Here is a 20,436-nt window from a genome sequence, read left to right on the forward strand (position 1 = left end):
GCAGTGCCCTGGTTCACGAAGGAGTTGACCCCATGCCGACTGAATCCCGCCCTGCCGTCCTCGAACTGATCGGCAACACGCCGCTGGTGCGTGTCAGCCGCTTCGATACCGGCCCCTGCACGCTGTTTCTCAAGCTCGAATCCCAGAACCCCGGCGGTTCGATCAAGGACCGAATCGGCTTGGCGATGATCGACGCCGCAGAACGCGACGGTCGGTTGAAGCCCGGCGGCACCATCGTCGAAGCCACCGCCGGCAACACCGGATTGGGCCTGGCCCTGGTTGGTCGTGCCAAAGGCTATCGAGTGGTCCTGGTTGTGCCGGACAAGATGTCCACCGAGAAAGTGCTACACCTCAAGGCCATGGGCGCCGAAGTGCACATCACCCGTTCCGACGTCGGCAAGGGCCACCGCGATTATTACCAGGACGTCGCCGCACGGCTGGCCCTGGACATTCCCGGCGCGTTCTTCGCTGACCAGTTCAACAACCCGGCCAACCCGCTGGCGCATGAATGCAGCACCGCACCGGAAATCTGGGCGCAAACCCAGCATGACGTCGATGCCATCGTCGTCGGTGTCGGTTCTGCCGGTACGTTGACCGGGCTGACCCGGTTCTTCAAGCGGGTACAACCGGACCTGGAAATGGTGCTGGCCGATCCCGTGGGTTCGGTGATGGCCGAATACAGCCGCAGTGGCACCATGCCCACCCCCGGTTCGTGGGCGGTGGAAGGCATCGGCGAGGACTTCATACCTTCGATCGCCGACCTCTCCAGCGTACGCCACGCCTACTCGATCAGCGACGAGGAAAGTTTCGATCACGCCCGCCAACTTTTGCGCGCCGAGGGCATTCTCGGCGGCTCGTCCACCGGCACCCTGCTGGCCGCCGCGTTACGCTACTGCCGCGCGCAAACCGAGCCTAAACGCGTGGTCAGCTTCGTCTGTGATACGGGCACCCGTTATCTTTCCAAGGTCTACAACGATCAATGGATGAACGACCAGGGCTTGCTCAAGCGCAAACCCTACGGTGATTTGCGCGACGTGATCGCCCGGCGTTTCGAGGACGGTCGTGTGGTCAGCGTCAGCCCCGACGACACCCTGTTGACCGCGTTCCAGCGCATGCGCCTGGCGGACGTGTCGCAGTTGCCGGTACTGGCGGACGGTCGGAAACTGGTTGGGGTGATCGACGAATCCGACATTTTGCTGGGCATGCGGGAGGATCCCACGCACTTTCGCTTGACCGTGGCCAGCGCAATGACCGACAAAGTGGAAACCCTGCCCGCCAGCGCCAGCCTGGCCGAGTTGCAGGTGGAACTCGATCGCGGCCTGGTCGCGATCATCGCCGACGCCGCAGGCTTTCATGGCCTGATCACCCGCGTCGACCTGCTCAATCATTTGCGGAGATCCCTTGCATGAGTCAACACGATGAGAACGCAACACCACGCGCCTTCGCCACGCGGGTGATCCACGCCGGGCAAGCGCCAGACCCGACCACCGGGGCATTGATGCCACCCATCTACGCCAACTCCACCTACCTGCAAGACAGCCCCGGCGTGCACAAGGGCTTCGATTACGGTCGCTCGCACAACCCGACGCGTTTTGCCCTGGAGCGTTGCGTTGCTGACCTTGAGGGCGGCACCCAGGCCTTCGCCTTCGCCTCCGGGCTGGCGTCGATTTCCACGGTGCTGGAGCTTCTGGACGCCGGCTCGCACATCGTTTCCGGCAACGACCTGTATGGCGGCACCTTCCGTCTGTTCGACAAGGTCCGCAAGCGCAGCGCCGGGCACCGTTTCAGTTTCGTCGACCTGACCAACCTGTCGAACTTCGAGGCCGCGTTGCAGGACGACACACGCATGGTCTGGGTCGAGACGCCGAGCAACCCGCTGCTCAGCCTGACCGACCTCGCCGCCGTCGCCCGTCTCTGCCGCGCACGCGGCATTATCTGCGTGGCCGACAACACCTTCGCCAGCCCGTGGATCCAGCGCCCGCTGGAGTTGGGTTTCGACATCGTGCTGCACTCGACCACCAAATACCTCAACGGCCACTCCGATGTGATCGGCGGCATTGCGGTGGTGGGCAACAACCCCGAACTGGCCGAACGCCTGGGCTTTCTGCAAAACTCGATTGGCGCGATCTCGGGCCCGTTCGACGCGTTCCTGACCTTGCGCGGGGTGAAGACCCTGGCGCTGCGCATGGAGCGTCATTGCAGCAATGCGCTGGAGCTGGCGCAATGGCTGGAAAGCCAACCCCAGGTGGCGCGTGTCTATTATCCTGGCCTGCCTTCACACCCGCAGCATGAACTGGCGAAACGGCAGATGCGCGGTTTTGGCGGAATGATTTCCATTGACCTGAACACCGATCTGGCGGGCGCGCGGCGCTTCCTGGAAAACGTGCAGATCTTTGCCCTGGCCGAAAGCCTGGGCGGCGTGGAGAGCCTGATCGAACACCCGGCCATCATGACCCACGCCACCATTCCCGCCGAGACGCGTGCGCAATTGGGCATTGGCGATGGGTTGGTGCGGATGTCGGTGGGGGTTGAGGATGTGGAGGATTTGCGCGCCGACCTGGCGCAGGCGTTGGCGAAAATATGACATGAACCTGTGGGAGCGAGCATGCTCGCTCCTACAGGGGGCGGCGTGGGTTGTCTGTTATTTATCCGACTTGATGCTGGTCCAGACCCGCGTCCGTACCCGCTCCATTTTCTGCGGTAGCGGCTGCACGACGTACAGGGTTTTCAGAGCCTCAGGGGTCGGCGTGAGGTTCGGATTGCCGGTGATTTCCTTGTTGATCAGCGGCAGCGAATCCTTGTTGGCGTTGGGGTAGCCAAGGAAATCGCTGATCGGCGCGATGACTTTCGGGTCCATCAGGTTGTTGAGAAACGCGTGGGCTTCTTCGACGTTCTTCGCACTTTTCGGAATGGCGAAGGTGTCGAACCAGATTGGCGCCCCACTCTTCGGCAACCGCCAGTCGACCACCACGCCGTTGCCGGCTTCCTTGGCGCGGTTGCCAAACTGGTAGAAGCTGCCGGAATAACCGATGGCGACGCAGATGTCACCGTTGGCAATGTCGGTCATGTACTTGGCGGAGTTGAAGTAGGTGACGTACGGGCGCACCTTCATCAGCAATTCCTTGGCTTTTTCGTAGTCTTCAGGCTTCTGGCTGTTGGGGTCCAGGCCCAGGTACTGCAAGGCAATCGGCAGGATCTCCGACGGCGAATCGAGCATGGCCACGCCGCAGGATTTCAGCTTTTCCATGTATTCGGGCTTGAACACCAGGTCCCAGCTATCCACTGGCGCGTTGTCACCCAGCGCCGCCTTGACCTTGGCCGGGTTGAAGCCGATCAGCACGGTGCCGTACATGTAGGGCACACCGTACTGGTTGCCCGGGTCGTTCTTGTCCAGCAGCGCGAGCAACGCCGGATCCTGGTGGGACCAGTTCGGCAGCTTGGACTTGTCCAGTTTCTGGAAGACACCCGCCTTGATCTGGGTTTCGATGAACTGGTTGGATGGCACCACCAGGTCGTAGCCGGAGTTGCCGGTCAGTAACTTGGCTTCCAGCGCTTCGTTGGTGTCGAAGGTGTCCCAGGTCACTTTGATCCCGGTTTTCTGGGCGAAATCCTTGGGGACCGACGGCAGGATGTAGTCCGCCCAGTTGTAAACCCGCAGCTCCTGATCCTTGGCCTGCACGGCGCTGGCCAGTAGCGTCAGCCCACAAACAGTGGCGCCCAGTATGCGTTTCATCGTGACCATGAAGAATTCCCCAAGTGTGTCGCGTTGGTTTTTATGTTCTGTACACGGCAGGTCTTGAAATTGCCCCAAGGCAATGAAAACAGGATTCTAGTTGTGGTTTGGCGAACGTGCAGCGACAGCGATGTGGCTTCGATTCTTGCTGACGGGGTGTGGGGTTTCATAGTGCGAGGTCGGCCAAAAGGGGATCGATATGGCCAAAAAGGATGTCCTTGGTAATGGAATCACTGTGGGAGCGGGCTTGCCCGCGATGGCGGCTGATCAGTCAATGAAGAGGCCGACTGTAGTGCCCCCATCGCGGGTAAGCACGCTCCCACAGGGGAAGGAATACACTTGGGAAGTACGCACAAAAACGTCAAAGCCCGCACAAGGCGGGCTTTGGTTTAAGTAGGTGGCCGGTGCTGGTCTCCGGCTTACAAGGTTTCTCAGGCCTCTCACACCAGGCAATGTGCTCAGGTGCTTCACACGGCATAAGGGCTGGATCTCAGCGCGGAGATCTTTCTAACCGTGTACCCTTCGGGACGCGCCCCACGTGTCCTTGCCATCCGCTTGCGCATCAGTCTGCGTCTTCACCTACATCTGCAAGATTAGCCCATACGCGCAGCCGTGAAGGCCGATCTTTAGATCGATTCGATTCTTCAAGCTGTATCACGCGCCAAAAAACGCGAGTTGCCGGCTCTCGCTGACTCTCAGGGAACATCGACGCTCACCGCCCCTCTAGATGATGAGACAACGAATCAAGGACGAAGACGATGCCGCCCACCGCACCCACTATCCATGCGCCCACCCGGCAAAAAAACATCACGCAGAAACTCGCTCTCGCAATCGGCCTGCTGTTCCTGGCCGGTGTTTGCGTGGCCTTCGGCGCGCTATTCAGCATCGCTCGCCAGCTCGACGCGCAGGATATTGCCAAGACCCGGTTCTACGCCGCGCGCGCACTGGAAAACAGAATTACCACATCCAAAAACTACATCACCAGCTATGCCTACTGGACCACGGCCTACGACCACTTGAATGGGGTCGTCGACACCGATTGGGCCTACGTTGACCAAAACATGGGCAAAACGCTATTCACCTCCGATGGGTACGAGGGCGTTTTCGTCATCAATCGCAAAGGCACGCAATATGCGGTAGTGCGTGGGCAATGGGTCAACGCACAGATCTCCGAGTACCTGCACACCAGTGCCGACAAGCTGATCGAACAGATCCGTAACCTTCCGGACCTGAGCAAACCCATCAATACTTTCACGCTGTTCGAAGGCTGGCCCGCGCTCGTGACATTCGCAGCGGTGATCCCCAATGACGAGCGGCCGTTGGGCGACCGCATGGACGCTTCGGTCCTGGTGTTCGTCGATCAGTGGACCCCGACCAAACTTCGCAAAATGGGCAGCAGCTACGGGCTGCACAACCTGAACCTGATCCAGGATACGACGCTCACACCCGAGCAGCCCAACGTGCCATTGGACAGCACGGGGTACAGCCTGATCGCCGAACTGGAGCGACCCGGCCGCCATCTGCTGTGGTCTCTGCTCCCGCCATTGGGTGGCGCCTTTGTGGTGCTGATGTTGCTGACCGCCTATTTCTTTCGACATGCGCTGCGCTCATCACATTACGTCGACTCCAGCTACGAGCAGTTGCAGACCTCCAATCGGGCATTGGAAAGTGCCAATAACGCGCTGGAAGCCAGTGAAGAGCGCTTTCGCGCGGTGGCTGAAGCGGCATCGGACTGGATCTGGGAAGTCGACATAGGCCAGTCGATCACCTACCTCTCCGAACGATTCAGCGCGGTGACCGGCTTCCCCAGAGAACAATGGCTGGGGCAAAACCTCGAAAAGCTGCTGTTCTGCGACACCACCCCACTGAGCTTGTGGTTGAGCAAATTGAAAGAAGAAACCGACACCAGCGATCTGCGCTGCCTGTACCGGGATCATCTGGGACAGCAGCGTTTTTGCCGAGTGTCGGCACGGCCGATCATTGACCGCAATACCGTCATTGGCTACCGGGGAACCGCCAGCGATATCACTGATGAAGTCGCCGCGCATGCCCAGATTCAGCATCTGTCCCTGCACGACGCGCTGACCGGCCTGCCCAATCGCAATAAGCTCGCACGTTATCTTGAAGAAGCCCTGCACCTTAAGGACCAGGCTGCACCGCTGACCGTATTGATGATCGACCTGGACAATTTCAAGCCCATCAACGATTCATTGGGACACCCCGCCGGCGACGCGGTTTTACAGGAAATCGGCGTACGTCTGCGCGAGTGCACCCGTGACCACGACATCGTGGCCAGGCTCGGTGGCGACGAATTTGTCGTGGTGTTGCACGGCGTGGACAGTCACGCAGAGGTCGACAAGTTCTGCGCCCGACTGGTGGCCAGCTTGCATGAGCCGATCCCCTACGAACACCACTCCCTGCATGTCGGCGCCAGCCTGGGCATCGCTTTAAGCCGGCGTCAGGGTCATGTGCCCGCCGAGTTGCTGCGCTGCGCGGACATCGCCCTGTATCAATCCAAGGCGCAGGGCAAGAATACCTGGAGTTACTTTGAAGCCCACATGAGCGAGCAGATCCATCAGCGTCGGCAATTGGAAACCGATCTGCGCCAGGCCATCGGCAACAACGAGTTGGTATTGCATTACCAACCCAGGTACAAGGTGGACGGCAAGCAGATCGTCTCGGTGGAAGCGCTGGTACGCTGGCAGCACCCGACCGAAGGCCTGCTCGGTCCGGACCGCTTCATTTCGCTGGCCGAACAGACCGACCTGATCGTTCCGCTGGGTCGCTGGGTGTTGCGCGAAGCCTGTGAGACCGCCCTGACTTGGCCAAGTGAATTGTTGCTGTCGGTCAACCTGTCGCCGGCACAATTCGCTCGCAGTGATGTGGTCGAGGATGTGCGCGAGGTACTGGTCGCCACCCGATTCCCGGCCAGTCGCCTGGAACTGGAAATCACCGAAAACGTCATGCTCAACGACACCGATGGCGCATTGGCGACCATGGTCGCGCTGAAGGAGCTGGGCGTGCGTCTGAACATGGATGACTTCGGTACCGGGTACTCATCCCTGGGTTACTTGCGCGCCTACCCTTTCGACGGCATCAAGATCGACAAACGCTTCATTGCGTCGATGAGCAACGGCAGCAATGACCGGGCCGTAGTGCAGGCGATCATTGGTCTGGGCAAGGCCATGGGCTTGACGGTGACCGCTGAAGGCGTGGAAACCGAGGAGCAACTGGAGATCCTCGGCACGGATGAATGCCATGAAGTTCAGGGTTACTTCATGAGCCGCCCCATTGATAAGGACGACTTTGCCGAGCTGTTGCAGGCAGCCAGGACCCCTTCATGAAAATGTAGGGATCTGCCCCCCTGCGGATACTTGTTGATTTCGGCAACAGTGTTTGTCCAGCGGGGCGCTGTTTGCAAACGAGGTAACCCCCTAGCATCGATTTCACCCCAAGAGCCAATGCTTCAGCGCACAGCGCTCCTGGGACATTCACTGAAATCGATCGAGGGTCAAGACCATGAACGTGTTCAAAGCATTGATGTTGGTTGCATTCGCCGCCGCTGCCGCGCCGGCATTTTCCGCTGATGATTCCACTCAAACTGAGGGTCATCCGGCCTCGGTTGAGACTTACCACTACGGTATGAAACTCGACATACAGAAGGTCATCAGCGTCTCGGAAATCGCCAACGAGTGTGCACCCGTCCCGGCGCAGATGACCTACGAGGACTCGCAGGGCAAACGCCACATCCTGAAGTATCAAGTGATGGGCACGGGCTGCTCGGCCGGTTGATCAACGTGCGGATGCTGGAGGGTCGACACTCCATGCCTGCCGCTTGCCGCAAGACGTTAACCTGATGCACCCACAACCTGTTCATCCGCCGCCAGCAACAGGGGCATGCAGCCCTTGAGAAACTCCACCCAGGTCCTGATTTTCGCATCAACGAACTTGCGCGACGGGTAAATCGCGTACAGGTTGAACTCCTCGAAGTGATACTGCGGTAATACCCGCACCAACGTTCCCGCCTTCAAGCCTGCGACCGCAGAAGCAATCGGCTGAATCCCGATGCCCATCCCGTGACTGATGGCCACCGTCATCGCGTCGGCGGTATTGACGTGAAAAGGCGAGTCCGCCAGGTTCACGGTTTCCATGCCCTCGGGCCCTTCGAACATCCAGCTGTCCACCGGCATGACCGTGTTCACGATCCTCAGACAATCGTGCCCCGCCAGTGCTTGCGGCGATTGGGGACAGCCCCGTTTGCGCAGGTAATCGGGTGAGGCGCAGAGGATGCTGTAGGTCGTTCCCAACCGTTGCGCAACAAACCCCGAATCGGGCAAGTCCCGGGCCAGCACGATCGACATGTCGTAGCCTTCCTCCAGCAAATCGGGTATGCGATTGGTCAGGGCAAGGTCGAACATCACCGTCGGATGTGTCTCGCGGTATTGAGCGATGGCATCGATCACATAGTGATTGCCGATGGCCGACATCGCATGAATCTTCAGCCGCCCCATCGGCGTGGTATGCGCCGTGCCGGCTTCGTCATCGGCTTCGCGCACCTGATCGAGAATAACCTCACAGCGTTGCAGGTAGCGGACCCCGGCTTCGGTCAACGCCAGGCGTCGGGTAGTCCGATTGATCAGGCGCGTTTGCAGCCTGGCTTCCAGGCCGGTGATTGCCTTGGACACGTTGGTCGTGGTGGTGTCGAGGACCTGCGCCGCCGCCGTGAAGCTGCCGCTTTGCGCGACGGCAACGAAAAAACGCATGGTCTGGAAAATGTCCATCGCTTGCCTCGCGGGAGAATGAAAAAGGACGACCTTCAGAAGGCCGCCCTGCTCGCCTCCGATTATTGCTTGCGTGGGATAAATCCCGGAACGCCGGTTTCCACTACCGAATTGAAGCGTATCCGCGTGGTGATGTCCTCCTTGATTTCCAGCATCGCCCGCTGTGGCAAGGTGGACAGATCAAAGTTCTCACGAATATGGCTCGGTGTCGCCGACGTGGTCAAAAACGCCGTGCCACGCTGCACCGCCCAGGCGAGCGCCACTTGTGCCGGGGTTTTCCGTACGTGTCGGGCAATGCCAGTGATGACTTCATCCTCCAGGACATTGGGTTGCATGCCGTGGCCCAGCGGAGCAAACGCCAGGACGATGATGCCATGCGCCTTGCAGAACTCCAGCAACTCCCACTCCGGCAAATAGGGATGGGACTCGACTTGCACCACCGAGGGTTTAATCCGCGCCTGGGCGACAATGTCTTGCAACGCAGGCAGGGTGATATCCGACAGGCCGATCGCCTTGCACCGCCCTTCGTCCACCAGTTGCTCCAGCGCCCTCCATGTTTCGATCAGGGTCACGCCGGCGTCGTAGATGACGTTGCCCTGCTCATCGCGCGGGTCCTGGTTGTCCCCAGGTTGAAAGGCAAATGGCGTATGGATCAGGTAGCAGTCGATGTAGTCGACCTGAAGACGCCGACAACTGGCGTCGAACGCCGCTCGCACCCGCTCGGGACGGTGGTTGGTGTTCCACAGCTTGGTGGTGATGAACAGTTCTTCGCGGCGAATCGTTGCGCCGTCGAGCGCCTGCTTGAAAGCAACGCCGACGGCCTCTTCATTGCGATAACGTTCGGCGCAATCGAAATGCCGAAACCCGGCGGCCAGGGCGTGGGTGATGGCCTGGGTGGTGACACTCAGGTCGCGGAACAGCGTGCCGAACCCTACGGCCGGCATCCGGCCTGAGCCGTTGACCAGAGGAAACCGAGTATCGCGAAGTTCATCGTGAAACGCTTCATAAGACATGTGATTACCCCACTGTTTGTTACTGATACGAAAGATTGTGATGTTCGCCGGAGGCGACCCGTTGCTCGGAAGCACCGACGGCGTTGCCACCCAGCGCCACGTACAACTGCACGGTGTCGAGGTACTGCGCAGTCTTGGCGCGAATTTGGCCCAGCAACGCCTGCTGATAGGCTCGCTCCGTTTCAAGTATCTGAAGAATGCTGTTTTCCCCCTGGGCATAGGCTTGCTGATTCAACTGCAAGCTGGTTTGGGCAGCGCGCAGCGCTTCTTCCTGCGCACGGTTTTCCTCGGCGTCGTGGTTGATCGCCTGCAACGTGTCAGCGACCTGGCCAAACGAACTGATCACGGTCTGCTGGTAGCCGGCGAGCGTTGCCTTGTAGCCCTCCACCGCCTCCTGGCGCTGCGCCTCGAGCGTGCCCCCATCGAACAACGGGCCGGCCAGCCCGGCCGCGAATCCCCAGAGCGCCGCGCCGCCGTTGCCGGAAGCGGCTTGCGCCAATGACGCCGAGAGCGTGACGTGCGGATACAGATTGGCGGTCGCGACACCGATGGCAGCGCTGGCCATGTGCAACTGTGCCTCGGCTTGCAACACGTCCGGGCGGTCATGGGCCAACTCGGAAGGCAAGCTCACAGGCACATTGGCGGGCAAGACAAACTCGGCCAGGTCAAAGTCCGGAGCAATCCAGTCACCCGGCCCCTTGCCCGTGAGAATTGCCAGCGCGTGGCGTGCCGCGTCTCGCTGCTGCGCCAAGGGTGGCAACAGCGTACGGTCCTGGGCGAGCCGGGTTTCAGCCAGGGAAACATCGATCTGCGTGGTGCTGCCGTTGGCGTGGGCCATGCGCACAAGCGCGAGGTTGCGGGTGTCATTGGCCAGTAACTTTTCCACCGCCTGCATCTGCGCGTTAGCCGATGCAAGCAGCAACGCCTGGCTGGCAACATTGCCAGTCAGCGCCAGGTACGCGGCGTCATAGCGATGTTTCTGTAAGTCGCTGAACGCCTGCTGCTGTTCGACCTGGCGCTGGTTGCCTGCGAATACATCGAGGTCGAAACCAACCCGTGGGCCGATGGCGTAGAAATTGGAAATCGACGGTTCTTTCGCGTTATGAACCCGTTGGCGCCCCGCCTGTGCACCCAGATCAACTTGCGGATACAACGCGCCTTGTGCCGCAGCCACAGAGGATGCGGCCTGCCGCAGGGTGGCGTCGGCCGCGACCAATTCCAGGTTGCCGTCAATTGCACGGCGCACCACCTGATCAAGCTTCGGCGATTGAAACGCCGACCACCAGTCGCCATTGATCCTCTGGCCCAGGCCAATACGCTGCTGCGCATGACCGTCGCGGGTAAGGCGTTGCTCAGCCTGGCGGTCATAATGTTGCGACTGGCTCGGCGGCTGCATTTGATAGTCCGGTCCAACGGTGCAGGCACTCAGGAACGCCAACGCCGCCATGGCACCAAAGGTGTTGATGAACTTCGATGTGAAGCGTGCAGGAAATTTCATTGGGCAATCTCCACAAAATCTAGTGAGCCGCAACCGGCTTGCGCAGAAAGACAACCAGTGGACTGACCACCAGCATCGCCACCAGCAAAATCTTGAATTGACCCATCACCGCGATAAAAGCCGCCTGGTGAGTGATCAGGTGATTCAGCCCTTCCAGCGTTTGCAGAGAGCTCGATGCCAGGGCGTGATAGGGCGTGACCTGACTGGCCAGCGCCATGTGCATCGCCTGGGTGTTGTTGAAGAAGAACAGCTGTACAACCGCGACTCCCAGGGTGCTGCCGTACACCCGCAACAGGTTGAACAAGCCCGTGCCCTCCGGGCGCAGCGCCGGATCGAGGGTGCTGAACGCAACCTTGGCCAGCGCCGGCATCAGCATGCCAATACCGATGCCCTGAATCGCGCCCGCCACCGCCACTGGCGACCAGTCCATCAATGGCGAATAGCCGAGCATCAGCCAATTCGCGTAAACCACCACGGCCACTCCGCCCGCGATGAACCAGCGGCGATCAAATCGTTCGGGCACCCGCCCCATCAACAGGAACGCGCCCACCAGGCCGAGACCACGCGGAATCGTCAGCGCCCCGGTGGTGTCCGGCGGGTAGCCGAGAATCTCGTCGAGCATCGGCGACGTCAGCGCCATGGTCGACAACAGCACAAAACCGACCGCGAAGAAGATGATCGTCGACAGCACGAAGTTGCGATCGGCGCACAGGCGCTTGTTGAGGAAATGCACTTTGCGGGTGAACAGGTGCACGGCAAACAGGTAAAAGCCCAGCGCGCTGCCCAACGCTTCCACCCAGATCTCGGTGGAGGCGAACCAGTCCAGGCGTTCGCCACGGTCAAGGACCATTTGCAGGCCGATCAACGCCAGTGTGAACGTGCCAAAGCCGAAGAAATCGAAGGCTGGTGCCTTGGCTGCTTTCTTCTCTTCCAGGCACAGCGCCATCACCATGAAGAGGTAGGCCGTCAGGGGAATGCTGATATAGAACGTCGCCCGCCAGTCGAAATGCTCACCGATCCAGCCGCCGATGCTCGGGCCGCTGGCGATGCCCAGCAGCACGACAGCGGTCCACGTCGCGCCAAACTTCATGCGTTTTTCCGGCGCCAGGGTCTCCAGGGCAATCGCCATCGACAGCGGCGCGATCACCCCGCTGGCCAGGCCCTGGATGATCCGCGCGCCGATGAACTGCAACGGCGTCGTTGCCAACGTGCCAAGAATCAAACCCAGCGCGAACAACACCAGCGTCGACAGGTACATGCGCTTCAAACCGAAACGCGCCGCCAACCATTGCGCCACGGGCATGGTGATGGCGCTCGCCGCCAGATACGCGGTGAAGATCCAGCCAGCCTGATCGTCGGTCATCGACAGGCTGCCCTGGATCAACCGCAATATCGCGTTCGGCAGCGGCAGGTTCGCCGACTGCATGTAGGTCGCCAGCAACGCGGCCAGCCTCAACGCCCGGGCGTTCATGACTCGGCACCGGCGGACAACAGCGCCTTGAGCGGATGCCACCAGGGCGTGCGATGACCGGTGTCGACCTTGACCGTGGCGCTGGTGCCCGAATACAGCGGCAGCGCCGGACTCGCCTCATCCAGCTCCAGCCGCACCGGCACCCGCTGTACCACCTTCACCCAGTTGCCAGTGGCATTCTCCGGGGGCAACAAGGCGAAGTCCGAACCGGCGCCGGGGCTCATGCTGGTGACGTGAGCCTTGAACAGGTGATCCGGATAGGTGTCGATGCGAATGGTGGCTTCCTGACCGGGACGCATGTGCGTGACGTCGGTTTCACGGAAGTTGGCCTCGATCCAGATTTCACGATCGGACAGCAGCGCGAACGCTGGTGCACCGTTGTTGACGTAGTTGCCGACCTGCAAATCGTCCACCTTGGCAACGATACCGTCGGCGGGCGCGTACACGGTCGCGTACGACAGGTACAACTGCGCCTCGTCGAGCTGCGTCCTCGCCTCGCGAACAGTCGGATGGCTGTCAGCATTGATGTTGGGATTGCCGTTCAAGGCGACAACGGTGTTGGCCAGCTGTTGCTCGACAGCGGCAATACGTTGGCGTGCGACTTTTACGTCGGTGTCGGCACGCTCGTAAACCGCGCGCGAGACAAAATCGGAAGCCACCAGCGCCTTCTTGCGAGCGAACTCTTTCTGATCGAACTCCGCCGACTCCCGGGCCGATTGCAATTCGGCCTGTTGCTGGCGATAACTGGCCTTGAGGCCGTCGATGCGCAGGCGTGCCACGCTCAACTGCGCTTCGGCGCGGTCTACCGCAATCTGCAAAGGCTTGGGGTCGATGCGAAACAGCACCTGGCCCTTTCGCACGAGTTGGTTGTCCTCGACGGCGATTTCGACCACCTGCCCGGAGATCCGCGCATTGACCGACGCCTTCGCCACTCGGGCGTAGGCGTTATCGGTGGAAACAAAGGGCTCGCCGGCCAAATAGTGCGCATAGCCGACCGCGGCGAAGAAGGCCGGAACGCCGACCATCAACAGTGGCCGAATGCTTTCCTTGAGAGGTTTTCTGCCGGGTGCATCGCTCGGGTTCGGCTCGGGATGCGCATAGCTTTGTGTGGCTGGAATATCGAATTGCTTGGTCATGATCGAATGCACCTTTAACCGGGAAATCGGGCGGATGCCCACTCAAAACAGCCTTACCGTGCGCAAAACGGGGGATCACCCCGCCGCACCTGTTTCGTAGTCGCGCCACCCGGTTCGAGCTGCGCTTCAACAAACCTGCAACCAAGGAATTTCTGATTCCTTAATTTTGTGCGATGGTGTAAGAATATCCACAGATCGATCCCCTTCTCAAGGATTTTGTACGATATGGCACAAAATAAACCGACCGAAGGCAAAGGGCGTGGCCGCCCTCGCGCCTATGACCCGCAGACAGCCTTGCAGCAGGCACTGGGCGTTTTCTGGAGCACGGGTTATTCCGGCGCGTCCCTGGACAGCATCGCCACGGCAGCAGGCATGAACCGACCGAGCCTGTATGCGGCGTTTGGCGATAAACATGCGCTCTACATCAAGGCACTCGAGCAATATTGGGAAGTGGCAGCGGCGGCCATGCACGCGGCACTGACGGACACCGAACTGACGGTGCGCCAGGCATTGCTGCAGTTTTACGAGGGGCAACTGTCGATTTATTTTTCCGGTGACGGCCAGCCTCGAGGCTGCTTCGCCATCGGCACGGCGACCACTGAAGCGGTGGAAGACGCGGAGATACGTGAGGTGCTGTCGGATCGTCTGAGCCGCCTGGATGCCGATCTGGAAACGCGCCTGCGCTCAGCGATCGAACAGGGCGAGCTGCCCGAAAGTGCCGACCCGGCCGCCCTGGCGGTGCTGGCGTCATCGTTGCTGCACAGCATTTCGATTCGTGCGAGGGCCGGCAAATCCCGAGAGGATTTGACCGAGCTGGCGCGCAACGCGGTCAACGTGATGTGCCATGGCGCTTGAGGACATCCTGGCCGATCACCTGACCGTTGTTTTCTGCGGGATCAATCCAGGTCTGCAGGCCGCCGCCCAGGGGCATCACTTCAGCGGCAGGAGTAATCGCTTCTGGCGCACGTTGCACTTGGCCGGATTCACACCGCAGCAGCTGTGCCCGGACGATGACCGCACGATTCTGCAATATCAGTGCGGTTTGACGGCGGTGGTAGCGCGGCCAACGGCCCGGGCGGATCAGTTGTCGATCGGGGAGTTTCAGGCGGCAGCGGTGGACTTCGAGCGCAAGATCGCCCGGCATGCGCCACGTTTTATCGCCTTTCTCGGGAAAGCAGCGTATTGCGCGCTGTCCCGCCAGCGCGATGTCGCATGGGGAAGACAATCAACGCCATTTGCGCAGGCAACCGTGTGGGTGCTGCCCAACCCCAGCGGCCGCAACCTTGCGTTCAATCAGGAGCAGTTGGTGGCGGCCTATCGTGAACTCCACGCGGCCACCATCGACCGCTTGAATACATCCCCATAAGCAGGACTTCGCAGGCGTTGCGCTACAGTCTTCGGCCAGAACAACAAAAACAGGAGTTGAAGATGTCCGAGCTGAAGCTGCACCCCAACGCCGTGCAATCGTTGAGCCAATGGCACGAGATGATCCGCCAGGGTGACTTGCAGGCCCTACCGGCGCTGCTGGCGCCCGAGGTGGTGTTCCGCTCGCCGATGGCGCACTCGCCCTATCCTGGCGCGCCGGTGGTTTCGATGATCCTGAACACGGTGTGCAAGGTCTTCCAGGATTTCGCCTACCACCGGGAACTGGTGACGGCGGATGGGTTGAATGTGGTGCTGGAATTCAGCGCCACGGTGGGCGGCAAGGCGCTCAAGGGCATCGACATGATCCGCTTCGACGAGCAGGGAAAGATCGTCGAGTTCGAAGTGATGGTGCGACCGATGAGCGGCTTGCAGGCGTTGGGCGAAGAGATGGGGCAGCGGCTTGGGGCGTATCTGGCCGCCAGCAAGGCTTGAAGTTGCCTTCATACCTGTAGGAGCGAGCTCGCTCCTACAGGGGGGCGTGCAATGTTTTAAAGGGTTCTTTGGCCATTCCCGATGCCCTTGGCCTGTTCGATTCCCCACGCCATCGCCGCTTCCATGTCGAGGAAGTGCACCGCGGGATGATCGTTTTCCTCGATGGCCGCGCCATCGGGGCGGTAGACGCCGATGAACATCCCCAGTGAACCGTCGCGCAGGATTTCGGTCTTGACTTTGATGCTGCAACCGTTGGACAGCGTTTCGGTGTGAAGCAAATGGCGCTCGGTCATCACTGCGTTCCTCCGCGAAAACTGTGCTACTGATCTTGAAAAAACCGCTGTAATCCGCGATTTACCGCGCACAGGACAGCGACGCAATGCCACCTATACTACAAGCCACCGCCCCTTTTGGGGGTCTGCAATCCCAACAATAAAAAGCAGAGGTGAACATGGTCTGGCAGCAAATTTACGATCCGTTCGGCAACCCGGTCATCTCAACCCTCATGGCAGCCGTACCCGTCGTGGTGATGTTGGCGGCCCTTGCCTTCTTTCATATCAAAGCACATATCGCGGCGTTGCTCGCCCTCGCGTCAGCACTGGTCATCGCCATCTTCGCCTTCGGCATGCCGGCCAACATGGCGGGTTCGGCAGCGCTGTACGGGGCGGCCAATGGCTTGCTGCCGATTGGCTGGATCGTGCTGAACATCATTTTCCTGCATCGACTGACCACCGAGAACGGCTCGTTCAAGGTGCTGCAGGACTCGCTCGCCCGGATCACCGACGACCGACGACTGCAATTGCTGTTGATCGCGTTTTGCTTCGGCGCGTTCTTTGAAGGCGCGGCCGGGTTCGGCACGCCGGTAGCGGTAACCGGTGCGATTCTGATTGGCCTCGGCTTCTCGCCACTGGCCGCCTCCGGCCTGGCGTTGATCGCCAACACCGCACCGGTGGCGTTCGGCGCCCTCGGCACGCCGATCATTACCTTGGCCAAGGTCACCGGCCTGGATGAGATGGAGCTGTCGATGATGGTCGGTCGTCAGTTACCGTTTTTCTCGGTTCTGGTGCCGTTCTGGTTGATCTGGGCATTCGCCGGCTGGCGCAAGATGATGGAAATCTGGCCGGCCATCGTGGTGACCGGGGTCAGTTTTGCCGTGCCGCAATTCATCGTGTCCAACTATCACGGGCCGATGCTCGTGGATGTGATCGCCGCGCTGATTTCCATGGCCTGCCTGACCGGCTTCCTCAAGGTCTGGAAGCCGGCGACCGTGCACACTTCTGCGGCGCTGACCGGTCGCGTGGACAATTCGAAAATCGATGAGGAGCACGCGGCGAGACCTGAACCTTCCGCGACCTTCGCCAGTGACGCCAAACCTGCGGTGATGCGCGCCTGGATGCCGTGGATCATCCTCACGGTATTCGTGTTCGCCTGGGGCACCCAGGGCTTCAAGAACCTGTTCGATACCCGCCCTGCCATCGATCCGGTCACTCAATCGGCCAAGCTCGACCCACAGGGCAAACCCGTGCGCGAAGCCAACCCGATCTTCGCCCCGGTCGTCACCTTCACCACTCTGCACCAGCAGATCGAAAAAGTGCCGCCGGTGGTGCCGACACCGAAAACCGAAGAAGCCATCTACAAGTTCACCTGGTTCACCAGCACCGGCAGCGGAATTCTCCTGGCCGCCATCGTTGGCGGATTGCTGATGGGCTATTCGATCCCGCAACTGATCCGTCAGTACCTGCGCACAATCTGGGTAGTGCGCTACTCGTTGATCACCATTGCGGCAATGCTCGCCCTGGGCTTCCTCACGCGGTACTCCGGGCTGGATGCGACCATGGGCCTGGCGTTTGCGGCGACGGGGATTTTCTACCCCATGTTCGGCACGCTACTGGGCTGGCTCGGGGTGGCGCTGACCGGCTCGGACACCGCGTCCAACGTGCTGTTCGGCGGTTTGCAGCGTGTCACTGCCGAGCAACTGAATCTCAGTCCGGTGCTGATGGCCGCCGCCAACAGTTCCGGCGGGGTCATGGGCAAGATGGTCGACGCCCAGTCAATTGTGGTGGCGTCCACTGCCACGCGCTGGTACGGCCATGAGGGGGAAATCCTGCGCTATGTGTTCTTCCATTCCATTGTGCTGGCGATCCTGGTGGGTGGGTTGGTGACGTTGCAGGCTTATGTGGCGCCGTTCACGCAGATGGTGGTGGGCGGGCATTGAGCCTTCAACCCCTGTAGGAGCGAGCAAGCTCGCGATGGTCGTCAACGATGACGCTGGCTGCCAGGATATCCGCGGCCTCTGAGCTACCATCGCGACGGTTCGACGCCTCGACGTGCTCGCTCCTACAGAGACCTCGCGGCAATTTGAATGGAGTAAAGTAAAACGGCCATGAACATTCTCTATGATGAAGCCGTCGACGGCGCGCTGCCCGACGTCGACAGGGCCGCCCTGTTGCAGGCCCTGCAGACCCGCCTGCCGAAGCTGCAGGTGTTGCATCAGCAGGAAGAGCTCAAGCCGTACGAGTGCGACGGCCTTTCGGCCTATCGCACCACGCCGCTGCTGGTGGTGCTACCGCGCCAGCTCGATGAAGTACAAGGCGTGCTGCGCCTGTGCCACGAGATGCGCGTCCCGGTGGTCGCCCGTGGTGCCGGCACGGGTTTATCGGGCGGTGCCCTGCCCCTGGAAAAAGGCGTGCTCCTGGTGATGGCGCGCTTCAACCATATCCTGCATATCGACCCTGCCGCGCGTACCGCACGGGTGCAGCCGGGCGTACGCAACCTGGCGATTTCCCAGGCGGCCGCACCATTCGGCCTGTACTACGCGCCGGACCCCTCCTCGCAAATCGCCTGTTCGATTGGCGGCAACGTCGCGGAAAACGCCGGCGGCGTGCACTGCCTGAAATACGGCCTGACCGTGCACAACCTGCTCAAGGTCGAAATTCTTACCGTTGAAGGCGAGCACCTGACGCTGGGCTCTGACGCCCTCGACACCCCGGGCTTCGACTTGCTGGCATTGTTCACCGGTTCCGAAGGCATGCTCGGGGTGATCACCGAGGTCACGGTCAAGCTGCTGCCCAAGCCGCAGACCGCCAAGGTGCTGCTGGCGTCGTTCGACTCCGTGGAAAAGGCTGGCCGCGCCGTGGCCGACATCATCGCCGCCGGCATCATTCCGGGTGGGCTGGAGATGATGGATAACCTGGCGATTCGGGCCGCCGAAGACTTCATTCACGCGGGTTACCCGGTGGACGCCGAGGCCATTCTGCTGTGCGAACTCGATGGCGTCGAAGCCGATGTCCACGACGATTGCGACCGTGTGCGCAAGGTGCTGGAGTTGGCTGGCGCCACCGAAGTGCGCCAGGCCAAAGATGAGGCCGAACGCGTTCGTTTCTGGGCCGGGCGCAAGAACGCCTTCCCGGCGGTGGGTCGCCTCTCGCCCGACTATTACTGCATGGATGGCACCATTCCGCGTCGGGAACTGCCAGGCGTGTTGCAGGCGATCGAGGCGTTGTCCGCCGAATACGACCTGCGTGTGGCCAACGTCTTCCATGCCGGCGACGGCAACATGCACCCGCTGATCCTGTTCGATGCCAATCAACCGGGTGAGCTGGAGCGTGCAGAAGCCCTGGGCGGCAAGATCCTTGAGTTGTGCGTGAGCGTCGGTGGCAGCATCACCGGTGAACACGGGGTGGGCCGCGAGAAAATCAATCAGATGTGCGCGCAGTTCAACAGCGACGAGTTGACGCTGTTCCATGGCGTCAAAGCTGCGTTCGACCCCAGCGGCCTGCTCAATCCCGGCAAGAACATTCCCACCCTGCACCGCTGCGCCGAGTTTGGCGCCATGCATGTGCACGCCGGACAGTTGCCCTTTCCCGAGCTGGAGCGTTTCTGATGTACCGTGAACAGGCATTCGATGACAGCGCCGCGTTGCTGGAACAAGTCAACCAGGCGCTGGAAAACGCCACGCCACTGCGCATTCAGGGCTCCAACAGCAAGGCCTTCCTCGGTCGCATCGTGCCCGGGGAAGTGCTCGACACCCGCACCCATCGCGGGGTCGTCAGCTATGACCCGACCGAATTGGTGATCACCGCCCGCTGCGGCACACCGCTGTCCGAGTTGACCTACATCCTGGACGGCTCGCAGCAGATGCTCGCGTGCGAACCGCCTGCTTTTGGCGACGACGCCACAGTCGGCGGGATGATTGCCAGCGGGCTGTCGGGGCCACGGCGACCCTGGGCCGGTTCGGTGCGCGATTTCGTGCTCGGTACGCGGGTGATCACCGGGCACGGCAAGCATCTGCGGTTTGGTGGCGAAGTGATGAAAAACGTCGCCGGCTATGACCTGTCGCGCCTGATGGCCGGCAGTTTCGGCAGCCTGGGGGTGATCACCGAAGTGTCGCTCAAGGTCCTGCCCAAACCTCGGCAAACCCTGAGCATCAGCCTGGAAATGGACAGCGACCGCGCCTTGTTGCGCCTGGCTGAATGGGGCCAGCAACCGCTGCCCATCAGCGCTGCCTGCCACGACGGGCAGCGCCTGCACCTGCGCCTTGAAGGCGGCGAAGGTTCGGTATCGGCAGCCCATGATCGCCTGGGCGGCGAACGGTTGGACTCCGCTTTCTGGGCCGATCTGAATGAGCATCGGCTGCGTTTCTTCGACGAGACTCAGCCGTTGTGGCGTTTGTCCGTGCCGCACAATACGCCGCGACTGTCCCTTCCAGGCCGACAATTGATCGACTGGGGCGGCGCCCAGCGCTGGCTGAAGTCGGACGCCGAAGCGGAGTTCATTCGCAAGGTCGTCGCAGAAGTCGGCGGCCACGTCACCTGCTACAGCCACGGCCTGATCGACAGTCCTTTCCAGCCTTTGTCGGCGGCACTTTTGCGCTACCACCGCCGTCTCAAACAGCAACTGGACCCACGGGGCATCTTCAACCCCGCACGCCTGTACGCGGAACTCTGA

At 60.9% G+C, this 20,436-nt stretch carries 17 protein-coding genes; 10 read left to right on the forward strand and 7 right to left on the reverse strand.

Annotated elements, in window-relative coordinates; translation table 11 throughout:
• The first annotated feature begins 32 nt into the window (after nt 1-32).
• Both AB4N64_RS13245 and AB4N64_RS13250 read left to right on the forward strand, forming a co-directional pair.
• Nucleotides 33-1,409, forward strand: a complete 1,377-nt coding sequence (locus AB4N64_RS13245; protein ID WP_460126196.1) for a pyridoxal-phosphate dependent enzyme — start codon at nt 33-35, stop codon at nt 1,407-1,409.
• Entirely contained in the window at nt 1,406-2,584 is a 1,179-nt protein-coding gene (locus AB4N64_RS13250) for a cystathionine gamma-synthase (protein ID WP_460126198.1), read from the forward strand. Before AB4N64_RS13245 ends, AB4N64_RS13250 begins: the two co-directional genes overlap by 4 nt.
• 57 nt (nt 2,585-2,641) lie before the next feature.
• Here AB4N64_RS13250 and AB4N64_RS13255 read toward each other — a convergent pair whose 3' ends face one another.
• Nucleotides 2,642-3,742, reverse strand: coding sequence for a polyamine ABC transporter substrate-binding protein (locus AB4N64_RS13255; protein ID WP_460126200.1), 1,101 nt, complete (start codon nt 3,740-3,742; stop codon nt 2,642-2,644).
• 749 nt (nt 3,743-4,491) lie between these two features.
• On the opposite strand from AB4N64_RS13255, the gene AB4N64_RS13260 reads away from it, so the two are divergent.
• Both AB4N64_RS13260 and AB4N64_RS13265 read left to right on the forward strand, forming a co-directional pair.
• Nucleotides 4,492-7,077 (forward strand): bifunctional diguanylate cyclase/phosphodiesterase, encoded by a 2,586-nt coding sequence (locus AB4N64_RS13260; RefSeq protein ID WP_460126202.1) that lies wholly within the window; start codon nt 4,492-4,494, stop codon nt 7,075-7,077.
• Between the two features lie 175 nt (nt 7,078-7,252).
• Entirely contained in the window at nt 7,253-7,525 is a 273-nt protein-coding gene (locus tag AB4N64_RS13265) for a DUF2790 domain-containing protein (RefSeq protein WP_460126204.1), read from the forward strand.
• Nucleotides 7,526-7,581: 56 nt separating this feature from the next.
• Here the strand turns inward: AB4N64_RS13265 and AB4N64_RS13270 are convergent, their stop codons facing one another.
• From AB4N64_RS13270 to AB4N64_RS13290, 5 genes are all read right to left on the reverse strand, one after another.
• The gene (locus AB4N64_RS13270; protein ID WP_460126206.1) at nt 7,582-8,514 is read right to left on the reverse strand and encodes a LysR family transcriptional regulator; all 933 of its coding nucleotides are present in this window, start codon (nt 8,512-8,514) and stop codon (nt 7,582-7,584) included.
• 62 nt (nt 8,515-8,576) lie between these two features.
• Nucleotides 8,577-9,527, reverse strand: coding sequence for an aldo/keto reductase (locus AB4N64_RS13275; protein ID WP_460126208.1), 951 nt, complete (start codon nt 9,525-9,527; stop codon nt 8,577-8,579).
• Between the two features lie 19 nt (nt 9,528-9,546).
• A complete protein-coding gene (locus AB4N64_RS13280) occupies nt 9,547-11,025 on the reverse strand; it encodes an efflux transporter outer membrane subunit (RefSeq protein WP_460126210.1) in 1,479 nt (492 codons plus the stop codon).
• A 19-nt stretch (nt 11,026-11,044) separates the two neighbouring features.
• Nucleotides 11,045-12,496 carry a DHA2 family efflux MFS transporter permease subunit gene (locus AB4N64_RS13285; protein WP_460126212.1) on the reverse strand — a complete coding sequence of 484 codons (1,452 nt, stop codon included), beginning with the start codon at nt 12,494-12,496 and terminating at the stop codon, nt 11,045-11,047.
• Nucleotides 12,493-13,632, reverse strand: a complete 1,140-nt coding sequence (locus AB4N64_RS13290) for an HlyD family secretion protein (RefSeq protein WP_460126214.1) — start codon at nt 13,630-13,632, stop codon at nt 12,493-12,495. Before AB4N64_RS13290 ends, AB4N64_RS13285 begins: the two co-directional genes overlap by 4 nt.
• A 225-nt stretch (nt 13,633-13,857) precedes the next feature.
• On the opposite strand from AB4N64_RS13290, the gene AB4N64_RS13295 reads away from it, so the two are divergent.
• From AB4N64_RS13295 to AB4N64_RS13305, 3 genes are all read left to right on the forward strand, one after another.
• Complete coding sequence (locus AB4N64_RS13295) at nt 13,858-14,487, forward strand: TetR/AcrR family transcriptional regulator (protein WP_460126216.1); 630 nt, start codon at nt 13,858-13,860, stop codon at nt 14,485-14,487.
• On the forward strand, nt 14,477-14,998 hold the full coding sequence (mug, locus tag AB4N64_RS13300) for a G/U mismatch-specific DNA glycosylase (RefSeq protein ID WP_460126218.1): 522 nt from the start codon (nt 14,477-14,479) through the stop codon (nt 14,996-14,998). The genes AB4N64_RS13295 and mug overlap by 11 nt, the downstream gene beginning before the upstream one ends.
• A gap of 62 nt (nt 14,999-15,060) precedes the next feature.
• The gene (locus AB4N64_RS13305; RefSeq protein ID WP_460126220.1) at nt 15,061-15,489 is read left to right on the forward strand and encodes a nuclear transport factor 2 family protein; all 429 of its coding nucleotides are present in this window, start codon (nt 15,061-15,063) and stop codon (nt 15,487-15,489) included.
• Nucleotides 15,490-15,545: 56 nt separating this feature from the next.
• On the opposite strand, the gene AB4N64_RS13310 is transcribed toward AB4N64_RS13305, so the two are convergent.
• Nucleotides 15,546-15,782 carry a hypothetical protein gene (locus tag AB4N64_RS13310; RefSeq protein WP_460126221.1) on the reverse strand — a complete coding sequence of 79 codons (237 nt, stop codon included), beginning with the start codon at nt 15,780-15,782 and terminating at the stop codon, nt 15,546-15,548.
• A gap of 158 nt (nt 15,783-15,940) precedes the next feature.
• Here AB4N64_RS13310 and AB4N64_RS13315 point away from each other — a divergent pair, with 158 nt between their 5' ends.
• The 3 genes from AB4N64_RS13315 to glcE all read left to right on the forward strand — a co-directional run bounded on the left by AB4N64_RS13315 (nt 15,941) and on the right by glcE (nt 20,436).
• A complete protein-coding gene (locus tag AB4N64_RS13315; protein WP_460126223.1) occupies nt 15,941-17,704 on the forward strand; it encodes an L-lactate permease in 1,764 nt (587 codons plus the stop codon).
• Nucleotides 17,705-17,872: 168 nt separating this feature from the next.
• Nucleotides 17,873-19,372, forward strand: coding sequence for a glycolate oxidase subunit GlcD (glcD, locus tag AB4N64_RS13320; protein ID WP_460126225.1), 1,500 nt, complete (start codon nt 17,873-17,875; stop codon nt 19,370-19,372).
• On the forward strand, nt 19,372-20,436 hold the full coding sequence (gene glcE, locus AB4N64_RS13325) for a glycolate oxidase subunit GlcE (protein ID WP_460126227.1): 1,065 nt from the start codon (nt 19,372-19,374) through the stop codon (nt 20,434-20,436). Before glcD ends, glcE begins: the two co-directional genes overlap by 1 nt.

This window comes from Pseudomonas sp. S2_C03, assembly GCF_054668405.1.